17 protein-coding genes, 1 tRNA gene and 1 pseudogene are annotated in these 22,597 nt (G+C 71.7%); 9 read left to right on the top strand and 10 right to left on the bottom strand.

Translation table 11 applies throughout. From position 1 onward, the window contains the following. Positions 1 to 664: 664 nt before the first annotated feature. Positions 665 to 736, bottom strand: a tRNA-Val gene (locus OSB71_RS20795). 131 nt (positions 737 to 867) lie between these two features. Between OSB71_RS20795 and OSB71_RS20790 the strand changes: the two genes are divergently transcribed. The 7 genes from OSB71_RS20790 to OSB71_RS20760 all read left to right on the top strand — a co-directional run bounded on the left by OSB71_RS20790 (position 868) and on the right by OSB71_RS20760 (position 8,903). After that, complete coding sequence (locus OSB71_RS20790; RefSeq protein ID WP_265950199.1) at positions 868 to 2,127, top strand: coiled-coil domain-containing protein; 1,260 nt, start codon at positions 868 to 870, stop codon at positions 2,125 to 2,127. A 127-nt stretch (positions 2,128 to 2,254) separates the two neighbouring features. Next, the gene (locus tag OSB71_RS20785) at positions 2,255 to 2,470 is read left to right on the top strand and encodes an FmdB family zinc ribbon protein (RefSeq protein WP_265950189.1); all 216 of its coding nucleotides are present in this window, start codon (positions 2,255 to 2,257) and stop codon (positions 2,468 to 2,470) included. Between the two features lie 431 nt (positions 2,471 to 2,901). Further along, positions 2,902 to 4,245, top strand: a complete 1,344-nt coding sequence (locus tag OSB71_RS20780; RefSeq protein ID WP_265950187.1) for a hypothetical protein — start codon at positions 2,902 to 2,904, stop codon at positions 4,243 to 4,245. A gap of 719 nt (positions 4,246 to 4,964) precedes the next feature. Then, on the top strand, positions 4,965 to 6,824 hold the full coding sequence (locus tag OSB71_RS20775) for a hypothetical protein (RefSeq protein WP_265950185.1): 1,860 nt from the start codon (positions 4,965 to 4,967) through the stop codon (positions 6,822 to 6,824). Further along, positions 6,821 to 7,543: a hypothetical protein gene (locus OSB71_RS20770; protein WP_265950183.1), complete on the top strand. Its 723-nt coding sequence runs from the start codon at positions 6,821 to 6,823 to the stop codon at positions 7,541 to 7,543. Before OSB71_RS20775 ends, OSB71_RS20770 begins: the two co-directional genes overlap by 4 nt. Positions 7,544 to 7,614: 71 nt before the next feature. After that, positions 7,615 to 8,136 (top strand): hypothetical protein, encoded by a 522-nt coding sequence (locus OSB71_RS20765; protein WP_265950182.1) that lies wholly within the window; start codon positions 7,615 to 7,617, stop codon positions 8,134 to 8,136. A gap of 191 nt (positions 8,137 to 8,327) precedes the next feature. Continuing rightward, positions 8,328 to 8,903, top strand: coding sequence for a DUF4383 domain-containing protein (locus OSB71_RS20760; protein ID WP_265950180.1), 576 nt, complete (start codon positions 8,328 to 8,330; stop codon positions 8,901 to 8,903). Here the strand turns inward: OSB71_RS20760 and OSB71_RS20755 are convergent. The 3 genes from OSB71_RS20755 to OSB71_RS20745 are packed head-to-tail and all read right to left on the bottom strand — an operon-like array spanning position 8,851 to position 13,468. Beyond that, complete coding sequence (locus OSB71_RS20755; RefSeq protein ID WP_265950178.1) at positions 8,851 to 9,669, bottom strand: HAD family hydrolase; 819 nt, start codon at positions 9,667 to 9,669, stop codon at positions 8,851 to 8,853. The two genes, OSB71_RS20760 and OSB71_RS20755, sit on opposite strands and share 53 nt — an antisense overlap. After that, a complete protein-coding gene (locus OSB71_RS20750; RefSeq protein ID WP_265950177.1) occupies positions 9,666 to 12,188 on the bottom strand; it encodes a phosphoribosyltransferase in 2,523 nt (840 codons plus the stop codon). Before OSB71_RS20750 ends, OSB71_RS20755 begins: the two co-directional genes overlap by 4 nt. A gap of 56 nt (positions 12,189 to 12,244) precedes the next feature. Next, positions 12,245 to 13,468, bottom strand: a complete 1,224-nt coding sequence (locus tag OSB71_RS20745; RefSeq protein ID WP_265950175.1) for an HpcH/HpaI aldolase/citrate lyase family protein — start codon at positions 13,466 to 13,468, stop codon at positions 12,245 to 12,247. Positions 13,469 to 13,789: 321 nt separating this feature from the next. On the opposite strand from OSB71_RS20745, the gene OSB71_RS20740 reads away from it, so the two are divergent. Continuing rightward, on the top strand, positions 13,790 to 14,746 hold the full coding sequence (locus OSB71_RS20740; RefSeq protein ID WP_265950174.1) for a TerD family protein: 957 nt from the start codon (positions 13,790 to 13,792) through the stop codon (positions 14,744 to 14,746). Between the two features lie 33 nt (positions 14,747 to 14,779). Here the strand turns inward: OSB71_RS20740 and OSB71_RS20735 are convergent, their stop codons facing one another. The 6 genes and pseudogenes from OSB71_RS20735 to OSB71_RS20710 form a co-directional block, all read right to left on the bottom strand. Further along, complete coding sequence (locus OSB71_RS20735; protein ID WP_265950172.1) at positions 14,780 to 15,544, bottom strand: Tellurium resistance; 765 nt, start codon at positions 15,542 to 15,544, stop codon at positions 14,780 to 14,782. 124 nt (positions 15,545 to 15,668) lie between these two features. Further along, the gene (locus tag OSB71_RS20730) at positions 15,669 to 16,817 is read right to left on the bottom strand and encodes a DUF475 domain-containing protein (RefSeq protein ID WP_265950171.1); all 1,149 of its coding nucleotides are present in this window, start codon (positions 16,815 to 16,817) and stop codon (positions 15,669 to 15,671) included. A 71-nt stretch (positions 16,818 to 16,888) separates the two neighbouring features. Continuing rightward, positions 16,889 to 17,145 (bottom strand): annotated as a pseudogene (locus OSB71_RS20725) (TerD family protein); the annotation flags it as partial. Positions 17,146 to 17,601: 456 nt separating this feature from the next. Next, entirely contained in the window at positions 17,602 to 18,177 is a 576-nt protein-coding gene (locus OSB71_RS20720; RefSeq protein WP_265950169.1) for a TerD family protein, read from the bottom strand. Positions 18,178 to 18,299: 122 nt separating this feature from the next. After that, positions 18,300 to 18,758 (bottom strand): peroxiredoxin, encoded by a 459-nt coding sequence (locus OSB71_RS20715; RefSeq protein ID WP_265950168.1) that lies wholly within the window; start codon positions 18,756 to 18,758, stop codon positions 18,300 to 18,302. 218 nt (positions 18,759 to 18,976) lie between these two features. Continuing rightward, a complete protein-coding gene (locus tag OSB71_RS20710; protein ID WP_265950166.1) occupies positions 18,977 to 19,417 on the bottom strand; it encodes a DUF3052 domain-containing protein in 441 nt (146 codons plus the stop codon). A 443-nt stretch (positions 19,418 to 19,860) separates the two neighbouring features. Here OSB71_RS20710 and aceE point away from each other — a divergent pair, with 443 nt between their 5' ends. Next, positions 19,861 to 22,593 (top strand): pyruvate dehydrogenase (acetyl-transferring), homodimeric type, encoded by a 2,733-nt coding sequence (aceE, locus tag OSB71_RS20705; protein WP_265950164.1) that lies wholly within the window; start codon positions 19,861 to 19,863, stop codon positions 22,591 to 22,593. Positions 22,594 to 22,597: the final 4 nt, after the last annotated feature.

Raw genomic sequence — 22,597 nt, 5'->3', positions numbered from 1 at the left:
TCGCGGTGACCGGACGCTGCGACTGCACCTGCCACCCCCGACGCACCGCAGATGACAAGGACCCAGACAGAGAGACACCTGAGCGGTGAACAGTTGCTCCAAGTCACCCGTCACGCTCGCGAACGAGGCGCGCGAGCGATACGCCGAGCGCGTCAGCGATCGTGCTCAACGAGTCGAAGCGAGCCGCCCGGGTCCAGAGTTCTGTCCGGATCACGGAGTCCGGCTGGGTCCGGCGCGTGCAACGAGGCGCTCCCGGCTGAGATCGGCCCGAAGTCGGGCGGTGCGGACGTTTCCCCCGATCATGCGCCGTATCTGGAGCACGCGGTCGGAGGAAGGTTTCGAACCATACGGCCCACTTCTCCCCTGCTTGCGGGGACGTGCGCTCAAGGCCGCACCAAGAACGCGTCGGGCTTCGCAGGGGCGGCCCCTCTCGGGCACCCGACGCTGAACGGCCCCCTTCCGCAAGGAAGGGGGCCGCGCTACGTCCGGGCAGTGACCTGCGTAGACAGTGCGACCGCTTGGGAGATTTTCGGGAGACGAGCACCCGCGTCGAGACTGCCACCAGACTGCCACGACAGTGCCAGTAAAGAGCGGCTGCGGCTCCCCTTGGGCACCGCACCCGCATCGCCTTGCACGTTCCCCCGCATCGCGCGAGGTCATCCGGTGGGCGCAACAGGGATCGAACCTGTGACATCTGCCTTGTAAGGGCAGCGCTCTACCGCTGAGCTATGCGCCCCGGTGCACAACGAGGGTAAAGGATAGCGGGCGGGTGGGGACGCCGCCCCTGCGTGCGCGGGGAGGGCGGTGGGAGAATGGGGGCCGGTCCACTGACGAACGCGGAGCTCGGGAGAGGATTGCGTGACAGCGATGAGCGGGGGCGGCACGCGGTGGTGGGGCCGGGGTGGACGGGCGGAGAGCGCGCGGGCTGACGCGCAGGCCGCCAAGGACGCGGCGGCCGCGTCCTTCTACGAACTGGACACCGCCCAGCGCGAGGCGCGGATCTCGGTGGAGGCGATCACCGCCGTGGACGGCTCGCCCGCCGGGCGGAAGGTGGCGGCCGACTTCCAGACCCTGGGCCACCGTATCGACGAGGCGAGCCACGCCTACATCACCGCCGTCGACGCTCATGACCTGGACCGGGACGAGCTGGACACCGCCGTGGCGCAGCAGGCGACGCGCGAGCTGCGGCAGGCCCGGGAGCGGCTGGAGCGGACGAGGTCCGAGCTGGAGCACTTCGTGCGCGGGATCGCGCCGCAGCTCGGGCGGGCCGAGGAGCAGCTCGCGCAGGTGGCGCCCGCGGTGGAGCGGGCGCGGCAGGCGCTGCTGGGGGCGACGCGGGCGCTGGACGGGGCCCGGGAGGCCGGGTTCTCGGCCGACGAGCTCGCGGCCCGCCTCGCGGCGCTCTCCCCGGAGCTGACGAGGCTGAACGAGGGCGCGGGTCAGCACGGCGTGCGCGGGACGATCCGCCGCGCGGAGGAGGTGCAGCGGCGCGCGGGCGCGGTGGGCGAGGAGGCGCGGCGGCTGCCGGAGCAGGCGGCGGAGATCGACCGGCGGCTGGCGTCGCTGCGCACCCGGGCGCAGGCGCTGGCCACGCGGGCGGGCAAGGTGGAGCCGGTGCTGAGCGAGCTGCGCCGCAGGTATAGCGCCGCCTGCTGGGAGGACCTGCAGCACGTCCCGGCGCGGGCACAGGACGCGTCGCGGCAGGCGGAGGCGAAGCTGCGGGAGGCACAGGCCGCGCGGGAGGCGCAGCGCTGGGCGGACGCCACGGCGCTGCTGGCCTCGGTGCGGGCGCTGCTGAACACCGGGGACGGCGCGGTGGCCGCGGCCGGGGAGCGGCTGGACCGGCTCAACGACGTCGCGTTCAGCCACGCGCAGGAGACGGAGCGCGTGCGGTTCGCGCTGCGGGACGCGCAGCGGCTGGCGATGGCGGGCCGCAACACGCCCGACCCGCGGCACGCTCGCCCGCTGGACGACGCCGTGGCCCGTCTGGAGCGAGCGGTCGGCGCCCTGGAGGCCGGCGGCCGGAACCCGGACTACTGGCACTTCCTGACCGAGCTGGACGCCATCCGGGAGACCGTCGCGGGTGTCGTGCGGGGCATCCGCGGCCAGCTCGGCGGCGCGGGCTGAGCCGGCGCGCGCCTGGGCCCGCCGCGTCGACAACCGTGGGCCGTCGGCTGGGACCGTGGGCCGCCGGCCTGCTCGGATGCGGACGCGGGAGGGTGCGGCGCGGCGGGGCGCGGCTATCCTGCGGGGTATGCCCAGGTACGAGTTCCGGTGCCGCGAGTGCGGTACGCCGTTCGAGGTCAGCCGCCCGATGGCGGAGTCCGGCGCGCCCGCGTCCTGCCCGGACGGGCACGCGGACACGGTGAAGCTGCTGTCCACCGTCGCCGTGGGCGGCACGGCCACGGCCGGTGCCGCCGCGCCCCCGGCGGGCGGCGGCGGCTGCTGCGGAGGCGGCTGCTGCGGCTGAGGGGCTGGCCCGCGGCCGGTTCGCACCTTCCTTCTGTGCCACCGCACAGCACGCCTCCTATGCACCGCACAGCACGCGCCACGTCGGCCGCCGCCGCTCGGCGGAGGTGAAAAGAACTTAGGGCAGACGCATTGGTTGAGAGCGGAACGGCTTTCCGGTTCCGGAATTCCGTGGTGCGGAGCGCATGGTAGGGGCGAAAACCCTGCCGTGCGCGTTCGGATTTCCGAGCCGTCCCACGTCCCCACCCGGCCGGTGGCGGCGCGTCAAGATCCCGGTTGCGCCGGGCGGAGAACCTTGCCAGCCTGACTGTGTCGAAAAAATGCGAGCATTTTTTTTGCCCGCATAGTTCTGCGGACGCCGCCGTTCCGGCAGGCGCCGCGCAGCACGCTGTCCGCAGGCGCTTCTCCCTTGGATTCGCGAGGTGCTGACGCATGACCGATCCCATCGGGCCGACGATGGCCGGCGGTGAATACGCCGCCGAGAGTTATCCGATCACCTTCTACCCCGACGCGAACAACTACGACCTGGTGCAAGAAGGCAAGAACCCCGTCTACTACTGGCTGCCCAACCAGGTGAACATCGCACGCAGGGACGGGGACACCGGAGACTACAAGTTCAGCCTGATCCGCTTCGCCGGTCTGGGAGCCGACGAGCAGGAGAAGGACACCGTGGGAGGCCTGTTGAGCCTCACCACCACCGGGCGGGTTCCGTCCGACGCCATGGAGAAGGCGCAGAAGGACGTCAGCGCGTACGGCCAGGGCAGCAAGAACGGCCTGTGGCACAGCGGTGGCCTGCAGCCGGTCTTCGCGCCCGTCGTGCTGTTGTCCCACAACGTCACCCTCTCCAACATCGCGCTGGCCAAGCAGGGTTACGCCTACTTCACCAGGACCCGGGCCGGAGAGCTCAAGCACGGGAAGTTCGGCCATCTCGGCAAGGCGAACGGAAAGAATCTGCTGAAGGGGTCCCCGAAGAAGGACGGGGAGATCGGCGACTGGCACTGGGTCCTGCAAGGGGGCGGGCCGGGAGCGATCGACCCCACCGCGGAGCACGCTTTCGCGGCGCTGATCGGCAACTACCCCGCGCAGGTCCTCCACGCGGGTTTCAGCCATTCGACGACGAGCCCGTTGTTCGCCAGCTCCGTCATGCAGATCCAGATGTGGACGCCCAAGGTCAGGCTGAAGATCGAGGGCAACTGGGACAAGATCTACGACCACTTCTCCGGGCACGCCAACGTGCACGGCACCTGGGTGAACGCTGACATCCGGCTCGCCCTGGAGAGGTTGCAGACCAACGGCACGATCAAGGTCTCCATCACCGCGCTGGGCACCTTCCCGGGGGCGGACAAGGTGGCGGAGTACCTCCGGGCGAAGTCCGACATGGTGCTCACCAAGTTCCTGGAGGAAGCGCAGAAGGTCATCTTCGAGCCCGCGCCTCCCTCGGAGACCCCCGCGGAGGCGTCGTCGTCGGCGGCCGGCGCGAGCCCCTGGGGTTTCGCTCTCGCGCTGAAGAAGACGTACTCCCACACCGGGCTCCACCTCTCCTACGAGGAGGAGATGCAGTTCTCCCACCTCCAGGAGCACACCCCGTCTCCAGTTCGCTGGAGGGGATGCTCCAGGAGATGGTGGAAGGGGGCGAGGAGGCCGAGCGCAAGTACTTCCCGGCCGTCTACCTCGACGACTGGCCCAAGAAGCTGGCGCGGATCTGCACGCCGTACGCCCCCTGGAACACCGGCGTCTACGACAGCCTGTCCATTCAGGTCGGCTACCCGAACGTGAAGGGGGAACTCCTGTGGTCGGCGCACGTGTTCGTGCGGCCCGCGCCCCAGGACAAGCCGGAGACCTGGAAGTACCGGGTGATTCAGAAATCCAAGGACGACGTCGTCAACCCCCCGGCGGGCTGGGAGCCGGACAGGACGTTCGTGAAGCGGGCGGTGCACTTCAACGAGCCCGACCCGACGAACGAGTACGTCGTGGCCCACCTCGAACAGCTCGACGTGCCCCTCGATCCCGATCCGCATGGGACTCCCCTCGATTCCTCCATCATCGAGGTACGGGCGGCCACCAGGAAGCTCATGGTCGTGAACGTGCGCTTCATGAACCGGGCGATCGGCGCGAACCAGTTCGCGGAGATCACGATGGAGACCGTGGACCCGGACGGCAACCCCACGGGTTCGCGCAGCGCGACCTTCGCCTGCGACAACAGCGACATCAAGAAGCTCCGCACCTGGTTCGTCTCACCGGCTCCGCTGGTCCCGTCGGCCCAGTCCCCCGGAACCGCCGAAGCGCACGGCGACGGCGGCGGGCCGGAGGGCACGGGCGCCCCCGAGCCCACGCCGTGCTACCGCTACCGCTACCGCGTCAAGGTGACGGATTTCGAGGAGGGCTCCGAGTGGGAGCTGAAGGAATGGGTGTACACGGACCAGGCTTTCCTGCACGCGGTCATCCCACCCAAGAACTCACCCCACGTGAACTTCCGTTTCAAGAAGGCCACGTAGATGATCGCCTACGGGGACGGCCCGACGGAGGTAGCGGGTACCCGGACGATCGAGGCGGGCGGCTACCACTTCCTGTTCTACCCGGACGTCGGCAACCCGACCCGGCGGCCGGGCTGCCAGGCGTCCACGTTCTACTGGATGCCCGACCGGCTGCACCTCGCCCGTCACTCCGGGGGCTACGACTTCTCCTTCACCCGCTACGCGCGCCTGGACAGCGGAACGGAGCGGGACGTCTGCGGCATGGTGCGTTTCACCCTGGCCGCGGACATTCCACAGAAGGCGATCGACGACGCCACCCATGCCCTCTTCGAGCAGTCGCCGAAGAGTGACCCGTACTGGGGGTCGGGCTTCTACCACAAGCCCGCCTACGTCCCGCTGACCTTCTCCTCCACGCACACCACCCTGTCCGACGTCGCCGCCCGCGCCGAGCGCACGCTGCGCCGGCTCGGGGGCGGGGACCCCTGGTACTGCGAGAAGCAGGGGGCGGACACCGGCCCGCTCCAGGCCACGGCCAGGAGAACCTACACCACCCTGCTCGGACACCACTACACGGAACTCGTGCACCGCGCGCTCGTGGAGAACAGCGAGCCGCTGAGCGTGAACCGGACCATGGGCATCCGCTTCACCGCGCCGGTGCGCGGCTTCACCATGGACGGTGACTGGGCCGACATCCACGCGGAGCTGCGCCGTCACACGACGCGCGACGGGCACGGCATCACGCTGGACCGGGTCGACGAAGCCGTGGGCCGGCTCCGCTCGGCTGACCGGCTCGCCGTCGACTGCGACGTCGACCCGAGCGTACCAACGGACCCCGCTTACCGTGAGTCACTGCTGCACCACTCGGGCTGTGCCAGCGCTCTCTTCCTGGAGCTGGCGCGTGGGGCCGTGCTCGGCGCCCCCGCCGGGAAGCCCACCGCGCTGGCGGCCGACGCGGAAGGGGAGCCGAACCCCTGGGGCCGCACCTGGCACGTCCCGTCGACGGCTCCGCACCTTCCGGCCCTGGCCAGCCGCACGGAGGTGCCGTTCACCTACCTACGGCCGATCACGTTCTCGACCCGGTTCACCGACGAGTTCGCGGAGATCCGCGCCGAGCCCAGGAAGTACTTCTTCACCCGCTACCCGGACGACGAGAAGCACACGTTGCACCGGGTCTTCCGCCCGGTCCTCACCCACGAGGACCCGTCCGTCGCCTCGCTCTCCGTCAGGTGCGGCTATCCGGACGCGGCGGGGCGGATCGTCTGGGCGGGAAAGGTCTTCGAGCCCCCCACCCAGGCGGGCGAGTCACCCGCGAACTGGAACTACACCACGCGCCAGAGGTCTCTCGACGAGGTGGCCGACCCACCCGCGGGCTGGGCGCCGGACACGACGTTCGTCCGGCGGCAGGTGACGTTCCGCTCCAGCTCCGAGGCGACCAGCGAACACTGCGTCGTCGTCAACGACCTCAGCACGGCCGACATCGACCCCGGAGAGGACGGGCAACTCCTCAACGACGTGGCCATCGACGTGGCCGCCTCGATGGCGCCGGGGCGGCTCGACGTCTACCCGATCCACCTCCACCGGCGTCTCGGGGCCGAGGAGACCGTCGAGGTGCGGTTCGAGGCGACCGACGACACGGGACGCCCCGACGGCAAGCACACCGCGCAGTTCCGGTGGGAGGGCGCGCGCGACACCACCCCCCGCCGGTGGATCGTCAACACCGGGGACCGACGCTTCCCGGGCAGCTTCCGGTACCGCGTCACCGTGCGTGACGGAAGCGGTACGGGTCACCGCGGCCCGTGGCTCCACTCGTCCAACAGCGGAGTCCTCCACCTCCACGTCCTGCGTCAGAAGACGGAAGGCGACGAAAGGAGCGGCGCATGACCACCGCCGCGCAGAAGAAGAAGCTCTCGATCTTCCGCGAACGGGACGGGGCTCCGTACCAGCCGGCCCCGAAGATCGACGGACAACTGGGAAGCCGCCACCATGTCATTCCCTACTTCCAGCTCCTGGACTTCTGGAACGAGCTGATCCTCCATGGGGAGCACTACCCACTCGTGCGCCACCTCACCGACGCCATCACCTCCCACCTCCAGAGCTACACGACGACTTCTTCGGACCGCCAGAAGAACGCCCTGCTGAAACTGCTCCCCGACGTCCCCGGTTACACGCACGACCCGAACGGTGACGTACCGGGGGACGGGTCGGAGTGGGGCGACTTCAGCCAGCTCCTCCCCTGGCTCCCCGGCAACCTCTTCACCGGCCCGCAGGACGGCTACCGCACGAACCCGCCGAAGGAGGACGAGGTCGAGCCGGAAGTCTGCGCGGCCATCGTCGGAGACGCGCGGTACAAGGCCCTCCGGGACGCCCACAACGACATCACCGCCTACCGCAAGGCACCCGACAAGGCCACCGCGGAGCGGGTGCTCAAGACCATGGCCACCCATCTGGCCGGGCCGTGCGCTCCCTTCCCGTTCGACGAGCGGCAGTGGGAGAAGATCGGCGGCAAGTGGGCGATCAAGCGTGGCAAGTACGTCCCGCCCGCACCCGTGGGGCGGAGGTTCCGGGTACGCGGCCACGTGGACGTCGAGATCGAGTTCTGAGGCGCGCGGCGAGACCACCGGAAGCAGCCGCCCTCGACCGGCGGCGGGAAAGACAGACAGGAGGAACCCGTATGACCAGCGAAGAGCACGACGACTCGCCGTCCGGCCCCGTCGGGGGCGACAACTTCCTGTGCACGGGCCACGCGCGCAACACCACGAGGTGGGGGCTCGCCCACGTGGACGTCGGCCACCGGTGCAGGAAGTGGGACTCGAAGGTGGGCGGGTACACAACGCTCTGGGAAGACGTCACGAAGCTCGCCCTCCTCGCCGCGGGAGAGACCAGGGAGGTGTTCTCCGTCCGGACCACGACCGGCAGCGAACCGGATATCCGGGACGAGTGGTGGTTCGACTTCGATCTCGAGGGGAAAAGGTACTCCAGCGACCTGGTCAGGTGCCGCCTGGACAAGAAGCAGGACGCGAACGGCAACGTCATCCTGGAAATCCCGACGCTGACGGACTTCTTCGTGGTGCGGCCGGGAAAGGACCGCGTCTGCAAGGGGAAGGTGAAGGAGAACAGGTCTCCCCATCCCCCCACCCCTCCCACCAAGAAGATGCGAGTGCGGGGACACATCGACCTGGCATTCGAGTTCTGACCGGCGCGGCGCGTAAGGCGTTCGGGACGACCGGGTCCGCCCGTCCGGGCCCGCAGGCCACCGGGTCCGGACGGTCACCGCGCGACGGGGCAGCCGGCGCCCCCCGCCCGCTCCTCGCCCCGGTTGAGAGGTGGGCGGTGGGGGCGGATGCTGGAGGGGTACGGCATGCTCCGAGCGTCCCGGAGGCCGCCATGGCCCTGCGCCCCTTCACCGTCGCGCCCCGCATCGACCTGTCCGAGCACCTGCCCGTCGACCACCGGCTGAGTCAGGTGTACCGGTTCGGGGCCGGGCTGATGGGCCTGGTGCTGATCGCCTTCGGCGTCCTCGGCCTCACCGACCGGGTGGGCTTCTTCGACACCGACGGCGAGCTGGTGTACGGCCTGAGCACCAACGGCGCGCTCAGCGTGCTCTCGATCGCCGTCGGCCTGCTGCTGGGCTACGGCACGGTGCGCGGCGGGAACTTCGCCTCGACGCTGAACACGGTCGTGGGGGCTGCGTTCGTGGTCTCCGGGTTCGTCAACCTGGCCGTGCTGGAGACGGAGCTCAACGTGCTGGCGTTCGGCATGTCCAACGTCATCTTCAGCTTCGTCTACGGGCTGGTGCTCGCCGTCTTCGGCATGTACGGGCGCGTCTCCAGCAAGCTGCCGCACGACAATCCGTACTACCGGGCCCGGCACCCGGAGCTGGTGGAGGCCGAGGAGCGCCGCGCGGAGCTCAGGCGGCGACGGCTCGCAGCGCTTCCGCGAGAATCCGTTCCCCCGCGCTGACGCCGCGCTCGGCCAGCGCGGTGACGTGCGGCGCGCTCCAGCCGGTGTCGGCCAGCTCGCCGTGGCCCGGGCGCCACCCGGCGTCGGCGGCTAGCAGCAGGTCGGTGTCCAGCAGGGAGTCCCCGGCGGCGAGCGTGCGGGTCGTCCCGGCGCGCCGGACCACCTCGGCGACGGCGGCGCTCTTGGTCAGCGGACGCGGCACGAGGTAGAGCTTGCGGCCCTGCAGGGAGACGGTCCAGCCCAGCGGCTCCGCCCAGGCGGCCAGCTCCTTGACCCACGCCCCGGGCAGCAGCGCGCGGTCGACGACCAGGTAGGCGAACAGGTCCTCGGCGGTGCGGCGCTTGCGCAGCCAGCCGGGGTCGGCGGTGCGGCGCAGGTGGTCGCCGACCTCCGCCAGCGGGGCGCACTCGCCGGCCAGGCGGTCGCGTACCGCGCGGTGCCAGTCGTGGTCGGTGCGGCCGTCGACCAGCAGGTGCCCGCCGTTGGCGCAGATCGCGTACGGCGCGGGCGGCCCGGGCAGGCGCACGCGCCGGTACTGCTCGCGGGTGCGGGTGGTGGTGGGGACGAGGACGCTGCGCGCGGCCAGCTCCGGCAGCAGCCGCGCGGCGCGCTCGGTGAGGTAGGACAGCGGCTTGGCGTCGTACACCTCGACGCACAGCAGCCGGGGTGCCTCGGCGTCGGGCACGGTCAGGTGCAGGGCCGCGGCCGAGTAGATCAGCGTGCGGTCCAGGTCGCTGGCGACGAGCACGCGGGGAGCGGGGTTCATGACGCGGCCTTCCCGTCGGCACCGGTGGCGCCCCTGGTGTAGCGGGGGTGGATGAGGCCGACGCAGGTGTAGGGCAGGTCGTCGGTCTCCTCGACCGGTACGCCGCGCTGCTCGGCCAGCAGCCGCACGTGGTCGAGGTCGGCGCCCGCGCCCCGGCGGGCCAGGACGCGCCAGGGGACGCGGCGCAGCAGCACCCGCGTCGTCTCGCCCACGCCCGGCTTGACGAGGTTGACGTCGCCGATGTCGTACGCGGCGCTGATGCGCTCCACCGCGCGCCAGCCCTGCCAGCCGGGCGTGCGGTCGGTGGCGCGCAGGGCCCGGGAGTCGTCCGCCGCGGCGGCGGCGACGGCGGGGAAGTGCGCGGAGACGGCGTCGAGGAAGTGGGCGGAGAGGTCGGCTCCGGCCAGCTCGCGGTAGTACTTGGCCCCGTGGAAGTCGCCGGGGCCCACCAGGTCCGCGCGCAGCACGGTGCGCGAGACGAGCCCGGAGACGGTGGAGTTCAGGCACGCGGAGGGGATGAGGTAGTCCTCGCGGGTGCCGTAGGTGCGCACGCAGCCGCCGGGGTCGGCGAGGACGGCCAGCTCCGGGTCGAAGCCTGGGAACGGGCGCAGCGCCTCGGCCAGTTCGCGGGTGATGGCCCCCTTGCCCGTCCAGCCGTCGACGAACACCACGTCGCCGGGGTCGTGGTGGGCGGCCAGCCAGCGCACGGCGGTGGTGTCGATGCCCCGGCCGCGCACGATGGAGACGGCGTAGTGCGGGAGGTCGACGCCGTGCACGCGGGCGGCGTAGCGGCGCATGAGGACACCGACGGGCGTGCCGGCGCGGGCGAGCGAGGCGAGTACCGGGCGCGGCCCCCGCTCGGCGAGCACGGTCTCGGTGACGGCGCCGACCGCGCGGGCGACCCGCGCGGCGGAGGTCTCCAGCGCCGCGTGGAAGAGCCGCTGGTACTCCGGGGTGGGCTGGTACTCCACGGGGAGCGACTCGGCGTAGTGGGCGCCGCCGCGCTGGATCGCCTCCTCGCGCTCCTCGGTGGGTGCCTCCAGCGCGGCGTCCGAGAGGTCCTGGAGGAGCCAGCCGCAGTCCGCCGCCGGGTAGGACGAGAACGCCGGGCCGCGCAGCGGGGCCGGCAGCGGGGCGGGCGCGGGCACGGTGGCCAGGACGACGCACCCGGTGCGGGCCGCCAGCCGGGCGAGCAGGCCGCCGGGGGCGTGCAGCGCCGGGGTGTCGCCGGGGGTGTCGGTGACCACGACGACGGCGTCGAACCCGCCGGCGTGGCGGGGCGGCACGTTGTAGGCGTACCGCGGGCCGGGGCCGTCGGCGGGCGTGTCGTGGGCGGGGAAGACCAGGCGGTGGCGGATGGCGTAGCCGGGGTCGTCCACGGCCAGGACCGGGGAGCGGGTGGTGGTCGAGAAGCGCACCTCGGCCCCGGTCGCCCCGGTCAGCGCGTCGGCCAGGCGCAGCGGGGCGTACATGAGCTCCTCGGTGCCCAGCACGAGCACGCGGGCGGCGTCCTCGGGCAGCGCGGCGGCGAGGCGGTCGGCCATGGCCGGCAGTGCGGCGTCCAGCCGGGCGCGGTGCTCGGGGGTGAAGCCGTGGCGTCCGCCGTCGGGCAGCCCGGCGGGCCAGCCGAGGTCGAGGCGCACGACGTCGGCCGCGCCCGCGGCGCCCGGGCCCGCGGTGCCGTCGGGCCGGGCGGCGGCCGGCGTACCGACGGCGGCACCGGCCTCGGCGGCGTCCCGCGCGCCGGCAACGTCACCGGCTCGGACCGCGCCCTGCGCGCCGGCAATACCGCGGGCCCCGGCTGCCTCCTGCGCGTCGGCCGGGTCCTGCGGGTGGGCGGCGACGAGTGCGGCGGCGCGGTCGAGCACGTCGGGCGGCAGGGTGAGGGTGCCGTCCGCGAGCGCCACCACCTCGATCCGGGCACCGAGCTCGGCGGCGCACTTCTCCAGCGCCGCGGCGTCCCGCGGCGTGCGCATGTCCGTCAGGGCGACCACCACGTACCGCTCGCGGGGGAAGGAGCGGTGCAACGCGGTGATCGTGTTGCGCACGGTGCGGCCGGTGGACAGCTCGTCGTCCACCAGCACCAGCGGCCCCTCCCCGGCGAGCAGGCCCCGGTCCCGGGGGAGCAGCAGGTGGGAGGTGTGGTGGGAGTGCTCCTCCTCGAAGCCGGCCGCCTGGGCGTACCCGGGCACCGGACGGCGGGTGGAGTGCAGGTAGGGGACGCGGCCGATGCCGTCGGCCACGCAGTGCCCGAGCCCGGTGGCCGTCTCCGCGTAGCCGAGGACGACGGCGCGCGCCGCGGCCTCGTCCCCGAGCAGCTCCCGCACCCGGTGGCCCAGCCCCAGCGCGGTGCCGTACACGACCACGGGGTGCTGGGGCACGTGCTTGCCCAGCACGTTGGACACCAGCAGGTGCGCGCGCCGCGGGTTGCGGCGGACCGCCAGCCCCAGCAGGTCCCGCACGCCGTCCCCGGCCAGCTCGATGCCGAGCCGTTCAGCGGTCCACGCGCCTGTCCACATCACACGTTCTTCCCGTCGTTCCGTCTCCCGGGCCGCCGCCCCCCGGGGCGCCGCCGTCACCGGCCGCGGTCCGCGTCGGCCGCGAGCAGGTCCACGAAGTCCACCCCGGCGCGGGCGACGCCGAAGACCTCCGCGCGCAGCAGGGTGCGCTCGGCCCAGGCGCGGTGCGGCTTGACCTCGTTCATCTTGTTCGTGTACGCCGAACGCAGCACCCCTCCGCCGGTGCGCTCGGGCCGCAGGATGTCGGTGGCGTCGCTGAACTCCTCGTGGCTGACGACGGACAGCGCGTGCACGGGCGCCACGTGCGAGGGGTGGATGCACGTCTTGCCCTGGAGGCCGTTGGCGCGGTCGAGCTGGATCTCGCGCAGCAGCCCGTCCATGTCGTGCGCGATCAGCTCGCGGCGCAGCTCCTCCGCCCCGCGGTAGGTGAACGGGGAGCTGCGCAACTGCGGTTTGAACATGCGCTCGGCGAAGCGGAAGTACTCCCACACCGGGCCGGTCACCGTGCAGCCGGTGCTGTCGCTGCGGCCGAACACGTTGACGACGTCGGCGATGACCGTGGCGACCAGGCCGACGTCGTAGGCCGTGATGTGCGGCGTGCGGCGCAGGCCGTAGGCGGAGCAGAAGTCGGTGACGCCCAGGCGCAGCGCCAGCACCCGGTCGCGGTACTTGTCCACGGTCCGGGCGATCCCGGCCAGCGTCTCCGCGCGGGACTCCAGGTAGAGCAGCTCCGGCGACTCCAGCACCGGCATCGCGAACAGGCGCCTGCCGCACTCGTCCTCGGCGCGGGCGAGGGCCTCCAGGAACGGCACGCCGCGGTCCTCGGTGAACTTCGGCAGCACGAACCCGGACAGCAGGCGCGCGCTCGTGCCGAGCCGGGCGACGAGGCGGGATATCTGCTCCGGTTCGCGCACCCGTACGAACAGCAGCGGCAGTGGCGCCGGGGGGCCGTCGGACCGCTCCGTGCCGGCCGGCGCCGAGGGCCCGTCCGGCAGGGCCGCGCGCTCCAGGTCGGCGAACTGGCGCACCAGGTTGTCCTCCCCCTGCGGCACGTCGTCGTCCGCGATGGAGTCCTCCAGGCACAGGACCATCGAGACGACGCCGCCCGCGGCCAGCCTCCGCACGTCGTGGGCGAGGCGGGGGCGTGTGGCCGGGCTGTAGAGCGTCGCGCCGAGGGCGACGGACAGGAAGTGGGCGGGTGCGTCGGCGGTGAACTCGACGGGCTGCCGGTGGAACAGGGCGTCACGCACGGTCGGCGTCAGGTGCCCGAAGTGGCGCATGCAACCCCCGTTTCTGTGGAACACCGGACCTGCGCGGCGGCGCCCGGCCGGCTCATCGTACGTGCGGAAGCCGACCACGAGTTCGCCCGTGCCCGAAAATCACGTTACCGGAATCTGTTCTTCCGCCTGGTGTCCGGGTCCCCCGGCGGGACGGTCGGCACCGCGTGGCGCGGCTTTCCCGGGCGGCACGGCGGCGTCGGGCGCGGGCTCGGGCGCGAGGCGGGTCGGGGGCGGGCCCGCAGCGGGGCGGTGGTGCGCGTCGGGCCGGACAGGGCGGCGCCCCGCTTGCCCGGGGCGGGTCGTGCGTCGGAGGATGGCGGTATGACCCAGGTGATGGCGAAGGGCTCGAACATCGAGTTGCGGGCGGCCACGGTGCAGGCGGTCCTGCGCTGGTCGGACGCGCACGGCGGGCCGGACGTCGACGCCTCCGCGCTGCTGCTGGGCACGGACGGCCGCGTCCGCTCCGACGAGGACTTCGTCTTCTACAACCAGCCCCGCCACCCCTCCGGCCTGGTCCGGCACCTGGCCAAGACCCGCGAGTCGGAGGGGCTGACGGACACCGTCGAGGCCGAACTCGCCGCGCTCGACCCCTCGGTTGACCGGGTCATGCTTACCGCCTCGGCCGACGGCGGCACCTTCGCACGGCTCGGTGGCGGGCTGCGGCTGCTGTTGCGGGACGCGGCGAGCGGGGCGGGCCTGGCGCACTTCGACATCCACCCGGAGACGGGTGAGGAGACGGCCCTGCTGTGCGGCGAGCTCTACCGCCGGGGCGGCGGGTGGAAGTTCCGCGCGCTGGGCCAGGGGTACACCACCGGACTGGTGGGGCTGGCCACGGCGTTCGGCGTCTCGGTGGACGACGGCGAGACCGCGGCCACCGCGGACGGCGCCCCGGCGCCGCCCGATCAGGGCACCGTGCCGCGCCCGCCGCACGAGCCGGGCGTCCCGGAGCCGGAGCCGGTGCCCCACCCCGGCCCCGAACCCGCGCCCCGCCCGGAGCCGGGCCCACCGCCGGAGCCCGGGCCGCAGCCGGGACCGGCCCCCGAGCCGGAGCCGCCCGCGCCCGGACCCGTGCCGCAGCCGCCCCCGCCGGCCGGACCCGGGGAACGGGCGCCGTACGGGTACCCGCAACCGCCGGCACACCCGCCGGTGCCCGCCCAGCAGCCCGGATACGGGTATCCGCAGCCGGTACCGCAGCCAGCGGGCGCGGCGTACGCCTACCCCCGCCCGGAGCCGGCGTTCACGCTGCCGCCCCAGGGGCCGCAGTTCGCCGGGCGCTGACCCGCCGCCGGGGCCCGGACGCCCGCGCTGGGGTCAGCGGCGGGTGGGCGACTTGTAGCCGCGCCCCCACGTCATGCCCCAGCCGTACAGCCGGTCCAGGTCGGCCTGGAAGCCGTAGATGTAGCGGGCCTCGCGGCGGACGACCAGGTCGCCGTTCTTGTCGTGCTCGATCATCAGCACGGCGCACGAGCGGGCGTCCGGCGCGCGCTCGTCGAGACCGACCTCGATGTGCGGGCCGTTGCCGGGCACGAGCGTCACCACCGCCTGCGTGCGGTCGAAGGCGGGGGTGCCGTCGTAGATGTAGACGAAGAACAGCAGGCGGCCGATCTCGTCGGCGTGGTCGAGGTTGACGTAGATCGTCTCGCCGGTGCCCGAGCCGAATCGGTCGTCACCGCTCAGTTTGACGTAGGGCGGCTCGTGCATGTTGCCGACGAACTCGCCCAGCGGTTGGACCACGCCCTTGGAGCCGTCCTTCAGCTCGTACATGCACGCCAGGTCCAGGTCGACGTTCACCATGCCCTGGGTGTGGCCGTGGACGGGCTGCGGTTTCAGGAGCTGGCCGGGATTGCGCAGCAGACTCGGCCGCCGCGGGCGGTCGTTGAGGTCCGAGGTGCGCATCTGCCAGGAGAGGTTGACGCGCATCGTGCCGGTGTCGCCGCCCTGCTGGGTGAGCGAGACCTTCGGGTACCGGCGGGTCAGCTCCACCGCGTACGACGACGGGCCGCCCACCGTGTCGAACTTCGGGCCCTTGCCAGGACCCCGCCCCGCCGTTCTCCAGTGCTCCCACAGGGAAACCATGCCGCGCCCCCAATCCGGTGTTCGGACAGCCCACTGCCGCGGGGCGGCCGTCCCGCGACGGACGGCCGCTCCGCTCAGAGACTTCCGCAATTACGGGGCCGCGACACCCGCGTTCACCCGCTGTTCACACTCCGGAGGTCACCGGTGCCTGCTCCTGCGGACTGCCCCCGTCGTCGTCGCCACTGGCGTCCCGGCGGCGGTTGTACCGCAGCGACGAGGCGAAGGCCAGGCCGATCAGCGCGACACCGAACAGGCCGGTGATGACCTCGTGGATCTCCCACCGCACCGTGACGAGGAGAATGGTGGCCAGCGCGCCGATCGCGTAGTGCGCCCCGTGCTCAAGGAACACGTACTCGTCCAGCGTGCCCTGGCGGACCAGGTAGACGGTGAGCGAACGGACGTACATCGCACCGATGCCCAGACCCAGCGCCATCCAGAAGATGTGGTTGGTGATGGCGAAGGCGCCGATGACGCCGTCGAAGGAGAAGGAGGCGTCCAGGACCTCCAGGTAGAGGAAGAGGAAGAAGGCCGCCTTACCGCCGACGCCGAGGGCGGTGACCTCCTTGCCGGAGCGCCGGGCCGCCTCCTCGGCCTCCTCTTCGCGGGCCTCCTCCTGCTCCAGCTTGTTCTCGAAGAATCCGGAGAGTCCACCGACGATCAGGTAGGTGATCAGACCGGCCACGCCGGACAGCAGCACCGTGGAGGTCTTGTCCGCGTGACCTCCGTACTGGTGGGCCATCGGAGCGAGGAAGCTCGCCGTCAGCAGCAGCGCGATGAGCGCGACGCACACCGCGAGGCCGTTCACGGCACTGAGCTTGCCCAGCGGCTTCTCCAGCCACGGAATCCACTTGTGCTCGCGCTCGTCGAAGATGAAGTTCAAGAAGATCATCAGCAGGAACATGCCGCCGAACGCCGCGATCGAGGGGTGGGCGTCGGTGACCATCTGCTCGTAGGTCTCCGGCTCGCTCATCGCGAGGTCGACCGCCTCGACCGGCCCGATGCCCGCCGTGACGGCCACGATGGCCACCGGGAAGACCAACCGCATGCCGAAGACGGCGATGAGGATGCCGATGGTGAGGAAGATCTTCTGCCAGAAGGCGTTCATCTTCTTCAGCACACCGGCGTTCACCACGGCGTTGTCGAACGACAGCGAGATCTCCAGAATCGACAGGATCGCCACGATGGCGAAGCCCTGCCACCCCCAGAAGAACGCCGCCGCGGCGAGGCCGACGGCAGTGACGCCGAAGGACCACCCGAAGGTTCTCAGAACCACTGCTTACCTCGTCTCTCGCACGGAGTCCTCCCCGCGCATCGGCGTGGCCGGCCCGCGCACGACGGACCCGGTCACGTGACGTCGACGCCGAAGTCTAGGGCGATGCCCCGCGACCCCGATGCGTACCCCCGGCCGACGGCCCGGAACGTTCTTTCCCGCCATAGCGGTACAACTCGCCGAAGCTCGTGGCGGGCTCCGTGGAGGCGTACCCCGTCGGCTCGTACCGGACCGGCTCCTGCCCGCTCTCCTCGCCTCCCACACCGGTGCGCGCGCCGCTGACCTGGCCGGAGACCTGACGGCGGAAGGCCGCATCGGCGTGGTGGGACACGACGGCGACGGCCCCGCGCCCCGCCCACGTGCGAGGACGCGGCCGGTTTCCGGCAGCGGCGCCTACGCCTCACCGCCGCCGACGAGCCGACGAGCCGGACTAGGGCGTGCCCGCCGGGAACCTCGGGCTCACCAGGTGGTGACAGGCGACGTGGTCGTCGACCGGCGCGCGCCTCGGCACCGCGGCGTCCAGGGCGCAGGGTGTTTCGGTGGCCGCTCGGGCGGGCCGACCCGCTCCCGTCCGCACCCCCGGCCTGTTCGCCGCCGCACTGCTGTGGAGAGGTCGACCTTCTGCCGGGCGTCACGCCCCGCCCGCTGCTCGCGTCTCCGGGGACCGCGCACCGCCCGGCCCCGCGCCGGCGGCGCGGGGCTGACAGCCGACACACGCGCCGGTGCCGCCCCGGCTGAGGGCGGCGCCGGCGCCGACGCACACAGCCGACACCGGGACCAGCCGCTCTCAGACGTTGACGCCGAAGTCCTGTGCGATGCCGCGCAGCCCGGAGGCGTATCCCTGGCCGATGGCGCGGAACTTCCACTCCGCGCCGTGCCGGTACAGCTCGCCGAAGACCATCGCCGTCTCCGTGGAGGCGTCCTCCGTCAAGTCGTACCGCGCCAGCTCGCGGCCGTCCGCCTGGTCGACCACGCGGATGTAGGCGTTGCGGACCTGGCCGAAGCTCTGCTGGCGCGTCTCCGCCTCGTAGATGGAGACCGGGAAGACGACCTTCTCGACCTCGGCGGGCACCGAGGCGAGGTTGACCTTGATCGCCTCGTCGTCCCCGTCGCCCTCACCGGTGAGGTTGTCACCGGTGTGCTCCACGGAGCCCTCGGGGCTGGTGAGGTTGTTGAAGAAGACGAAGTGCTGGTCGCTGAGCACCTTGCCCTGACCGTCGGTGAGCAGGGCGCTGGCGTCCAGGTCGAAGTCCGCGCCGGTGGTGGTGCGGGCGTCCCAGCCCAGGCCCACCAGGACGGCGGTCAGGTTCGGCGCTTCCTTAGTCAGCGAGACGTTGCCGCCTTTGCTGAGACTCACTCCCACGAGTCCTCCAGGTGGGTCACACGAGGAGCAGTGCTGCCGCCCCTCTGGCCGGGTGTCGTTCAGTCGGTGTCGGGTGCCGTCGCCTCAACGAACGGGGCGACGGTGACGGTTCCCCCGGTGTGTCACAGGGCCGCGAGGGCCTCGGCGTACTCGTTGAGGTCACGGGCGTCGGGCAGGCCGTTGACCACGGTCCAGCGCACGACGCCCTCCTTGTCGATGACGAACGTGCCGCGCACGGCGCAGCCCTTCTCCTCGTCGAAGACCTCGTAGGCGCGGGAGACCTCGCCGTGCGGCCAGAAGTCGGACAGCAGCGGGTAGCCGAGCTGTTCCTGCTCGGCGAAGACGCGCAGCGCGAAGGGGGAGTCGTTGGAGACGGCGAGGAGCTGCACGTCGTCGTTGACGAACCGCGGCAGCTCGTCACGCAGAGCGCACAGCTCACCGGTGCAGACCCCGGTGAAGGCGAACGGGTAGAACAGCAGGACGACGTTCTTGCGGCCGTGGAAGTCGGCGAGTGAGACCGTCTCGCCGTGCTGGTTCTTGAGCTGGAAGTCCGGGGCCTTGGTGCCGACGGCGATCGCCATGGTCGTGTGGTCCTCCGATGGTGGCGGCTGCTGATCGTGCCCCCACCCTATGCCTCCGGCGCCACGGGCGGTTCACGGGCCCGCTTCCGCGGTATCCGGCGGTCTCGCGGCGGCGCACGGGGCGGGGAGCCGATCACGGCCCGGGGCCGGGCGGCACCGCGCCGCCCGGCCCCGGCTCACAGCCGCCGCACGGGCGGGACGCGCCCCGGTCGGCCCGCTCAGCCCTTGGCCGCGCGGCTCGTCTTCGGGGTGACCAGGCGGCTGCCGGTCCAGTCCTTGCCGATGTTCATGGGCTTGGTCTGCTGGAGGCCGGCCGTCTGGGCAGCCTCGCCGATGTCGCTCGCCTCGACGTAGCCGTCCCGGCCCGTCTTGGGCGTCATCAGCCAGATCGGCGCCCCGTCATCGACCAGCGAGATGGCGTCCACCAGCGCGTCCGTCAGGTCGCCGTCGTCCTCGCGGAACCACAGCACCACGGCGTCGGCCAGGTCGTCGTAGGTTTCGTCGACCAGCTCGGTGCCCGTGATGGCCTCGATGCCCTCGCGAAGTGACTGCTCGGTGTCGTCGTCGAAGCCGAGCTCCTGGACCACCTGCCCGGGCTGGAAACCCAGCCTTGCGGCGGGGTTGGTCCGCTCCTCCGCGTGGTCCGCGGTCGCGCTCACGGATTGCCTCCTGTCATGGTTCGAACGTATCGAGATCCTCGCGTGTACGCGAGGTACTTGGCCGTAGTCCACACGTGCCGGGCGGATCGCGCAAGTACCCGGCCGCCCGGAGCAGCCCAAACGGTGACGTGTCGGCACGGCCACACGGCTGCGCACCGTCAGCCGTCCGAAACCGCTGGTAGCGGGGCCGTACAGGCGACCGCGCCGGGCAAACGACTCCTTGCCCCCTACCCGCCCACTACCCGTCCGTCAGCGAAGCATGGGCGCTGTGGGCGTAAGGTTGCAATTTGGCCGACCGGTGCGGCCGGCCCGCGCGCGCCGCCGCGCGTCACCCCGAGACCGGCTGCGGTTACCTCCCAGTAGAGGTGACGCGGGCGGCCCAGCGGTAGACGATGGAGTCGGCGCGACACCACCAGAGCACTACCGAGCAGCGAAGGAACAGCGTGGCTTCCGCATCCGATCGCAACCCGATCATCATTGGCGGCCTTCCCAGTCAGGTCCCGGACTTCGATCCCGAAGAGACCCAGGAGTGGCTCGACTCGCTCGACGCGGCCGTCGACGAGCGAGGCAGGGAACGTGCCCGCTATCTCATGCTCCGCCTCATCGAGCGCGCCCGCGCCAAGCGGGTGGCCGTGCCGGAGATGCGCAGTACGGACTACGTCAACACCATCGCCACCCGTGACGAGCCGTTCTTCCCCGGCAACGAGGAGATCGAGCGCAAGGTCCTCAACGCCACCCGGTGGAACGCGGCGGTCATGGTCTCGCGCGCGCAGCGCCCGGGCATCGGCGTCGGCGGCCACATCGCGACCTTCGCCTCCTCTGCCTCCCTCTACGACGTCGGCTTCAACCACTTCTTCCGGGGCAAGGACGAGGGCGACGGCGGCGACCAGGTCTTCTTCCAGGGCCACGCCTCCCCGGGCATCTATGCCCGTGCCTACCTGCTGGACCGGCTGACCGAGGCACAGCTCGACGGCTTCCGGCAGGAGAAGTCCGCCTATCCCAACGGGCTCTCCAGCTACCCGCACCCGCGGTCCATGCCCGACTTCTGGGAGTTCCCCACGGTCTCGATGGGCCTCGGGCCGATCGGGGCGATCTACCAGGCCCGGATGAACCGCTACATGGAGGCGCGCGGCATCGCCGACACCTCCCGCTCGCACGTGTACGCCTTCCTCGGGGACGGCGAGATGGACGAGCCCGAGTCGCTCGGGCAGCTCTCCATCGCCGCGCGCGAGGGCCTGGACAACCTGACGTTCGTCGTCAACTGCAACCTCCAGCGGCTCGACGGCCCGGTGCGCGGCAACGGCAAGATCATCCAGGAACTGGAGTCCCAGTTCCGCGGGGCCGGCTGGAACGTGATCAAGCTGATCTGGGACCGCTCGTGGGACCCGCTGCTCGCCCAGGACCGCGACGGCGTCCTGGTGAACAGGCTCAACACCACGCCCGACGGTCAGTTCCAGACGTACGCCACCGAGACCGGCGCCTACATCCGCGAACACTTCTTCGGCGACGACCACCGGCTGCGCGCCATGGTCGAGGACATGACCGACGACCAGCTCCTGCACCTGGGCCGTGGCGGGCACGACCACCGCAAGGTCTTCGCCGCCTACAAGGCCGCCCGGGAGCACAAGGGTCAGCCGACGGTCATCCTGGCCCAGACGATCAAGGGCTGGACGCTCGGTCCGAACTTCGAGGGCCGCAACGCCACGCACCAGATGAAGAAGCTGACCATCGACGACCTCAAGCGCTTCCGTGACCGGCTGCACATCCCGATCACCGACCGGGAGCTGGAGTCCGGCCCGCCCCCGTACTACCACCCGGGGCGGGACTCGGAGGAGATCCAGTACATGCACGACCGCCGTCAGGGGCTGGGCGGCTACGTGCCGACGCGGGTGGTGCGCGCCAAGCCCCTGGAGCTCCCGGACGACAAGGCGTACGCGGCACTGAAGAAGGGCTCGGGCAACCAGCAGGTCGCCACCACGATGGCTTTCGTGCGGCTGCTGCGGGATCTGATGAAGGACAAGGAGATCGGCAAGCGCTTCGTGCCGATCGCGCCCGACGAGTACCGCACCTTCGGCATGGACTCGCTGTTCCCGACGGCCAAGATCTACAACCCGCTCGGGCAGAGCTACGAGTCCGTCGACCGCGAACTCCTGCTCGCCTACAAGGAGTCCCCGACCGGCCAGATGCTGCACGACGGCATCTCCGAGGCGGGCTGCGCGGCCTCGCTCATCGCGGCCGGTTCGGCCTACGCGACGCACGGCGAGCCGATGATCCCGGTGTACGTCTTCTACTCGATGTTCGGATTCCAGCGCACCGGCGACCAGTTCTGGCAGATGGCCGACCAGCTCGCCCGGGGATTCGTGCTCGGCGCGACGGCGGGGCGCACGACGCTGACGGGTGAGGGGCTGCAGCACGCCGACGGCCACTCGCAACTGCTGGCTTCCACGAATCCGGCGTGTGTGGCCTACGACCCGTCGTTCGGCTTCGAGATCGCCCACATCGTCAAGGACGGCCTGCGGCGGATGTACGGAGAGGACGCCGAGGACGTCTTCTACTACCTGACCGTCTACAACGAGCCGATCCAGCAGCCGGCCGAGCCGGAGGACGTGGACGCCGAGGGCATCGTGCGCGGGCTGTACCGCTACCGCGCCGGGGACCGGGGCGAGCAGCGGGCGCACATCCTGGCGTCGGGCGTGGCCATGGGCTGGGCCCTGGAGGCGCAGCAGATCCTCGCGGACGAGTGGGGCGTGCGCGCCGACGTGTGGTCGGCGACGTCCTGGAACGAGCTGCGGCGTGACGCGGTGGCGGCCGAGGAGCACAACCTGCTGCACCCCGACGAGGAGCAGCGGGTGCCGTACGTCACGCGGGTCCTCCAGGACGCCGAAGGACCGGTGCTGGCCGTCTCCGACTGGATGCGCGGTGTGCCGGACCAGATCGCCCGCTGGGTGCCGGGGCCGTACCAGTCCCTCGGCGCGGACGGGTTCGGTTTCGCGGACACGCGGGGTGCGGCCCGGCGTTACTTCCACATCGACGCCCAGTCGATCGTGCTGGGTGTGCTCGTGGAGCTGGCGAAGGAGGGGAAGGTGGACCGCTCGGCGCCCAAGCAGGCCATCGACCGCTACAAGCTCCTGGATGTGGCGGCGGCCGACCCGGGCCCCGCCGGCGGCGACGCGTAGGCAG

The organism is Streptomyces marinisediminis (assembly GCF_026262575.1).
Lineage (GTDB): Bacteria > Actinomycetota > Actinomycetes > Streptomycetales > Streptomycetaceae > Streptomyces > Streptomyces marinisediminis.
This window is presented reverse-complemented; position numbering and strand designations above follow the sequence as displayed.

What these genes read in the sequence shown, in the direction of transcription:
- OSB71_RS20760 (WP_265950180.1), top strand. Translation starts at nt 8,328, where the DNA reads ATGGCCCTGCGCCCCTTCACCGTCGCGCCCCGCATCGACCTGTCCGAG.
- OSB71_RS20785 (WP_265950189.1), top strand. Translation starts at nt 2,255, where the DNA reads ATGCCCAGGTACGAGTTCCGGTGCCGCGAGTGCGGTACGCCGTTCGAG.
- OSB71_RS20740 (WP_265950174.1), top strand. Translation starts at nt 13,790, where the DNA reads ATGACCCAGGTGATGGCGAAGGGCTCGAACATCGAGTTGCGGGCGGCC.
- OSB71_RS20770 (WP_265950183.1), top strand. Translation starts at nt 6,821, where the DNA reads ATGACCACCGCCGCGCAGAAGAAGAAGCTCTCGATCTTCCGCGAACGG.
- OSB71_RS20780 (WP_265950187.1), top strand. Translation starts at nt 2,902, where the DNA reads ATGACCGATCCCATCGGGCCGACGATGGCCGGCGGTGAATACGCCGCC.
- OSB71_RS20755 (WP_265950178.1), bottom strand. Translation starts at nt 9,669, where the DNA reads ATGAACCCCGCTCCCCGCGTGCTCGTCGCCAGCGACCTGGACCGCACG.
- OSB71_RS20775 (WP_265950185.1), top strand. Translation starts at nt 4,965, where the DNA reads ATGATCGCCTACGGGGACGGCCCGACGGAGGTAGCGGGTACCCGGACG.
- OSB71_RS20765 (WP_265950182.1), top strand. Translation starts at nt 7,615, where the DNA reads ATGACCAGCGAAGAGCACGACGACTCGCCGTCCGGCCCCGTCGGGGGC.
- OSB71_RS20715 (WP_265950168.1), bottom strand. Translation starts at nt 18,758, where the DNA reads ATGGCGATCGCCGTCGGCACCAAGGCCCCGGACTTCCAGCTCAAGAAC.
- OSB71_RS20750 (WP_265950177.1), bottom strand. Translation starts at nt 12,188, where the DNA reads ATGTGGACAGGCGCGTGGACCGCTGAACGGCTCGGCATCGAGCTGGCC.
- OSB71_RS20745 (WP_265950175.1), bottom strand. Translation starts at nt 13,468, where the DNA reads ATGCGCCACTTCGGGCACCTGACGCCGACCGTGCGTGACGCCCTGTTC.
- OSB71_RS20735 (WP_265950172.1), bottom strand. Translation starts at nt 15,544, where the DNA reads ATGGTTTCCCTGTGGGAGCACTGGAGAACGGCGGGGCGGGGTCCTGGC.
- OSB71_RS20790 (WP_265950199.1), top strand. Translation starts at nt 868, where the DNA reads ATGAGCGGGGGCGGCACGCGGTGGTGGGGCCGGGGTGGACGGGCGGAG.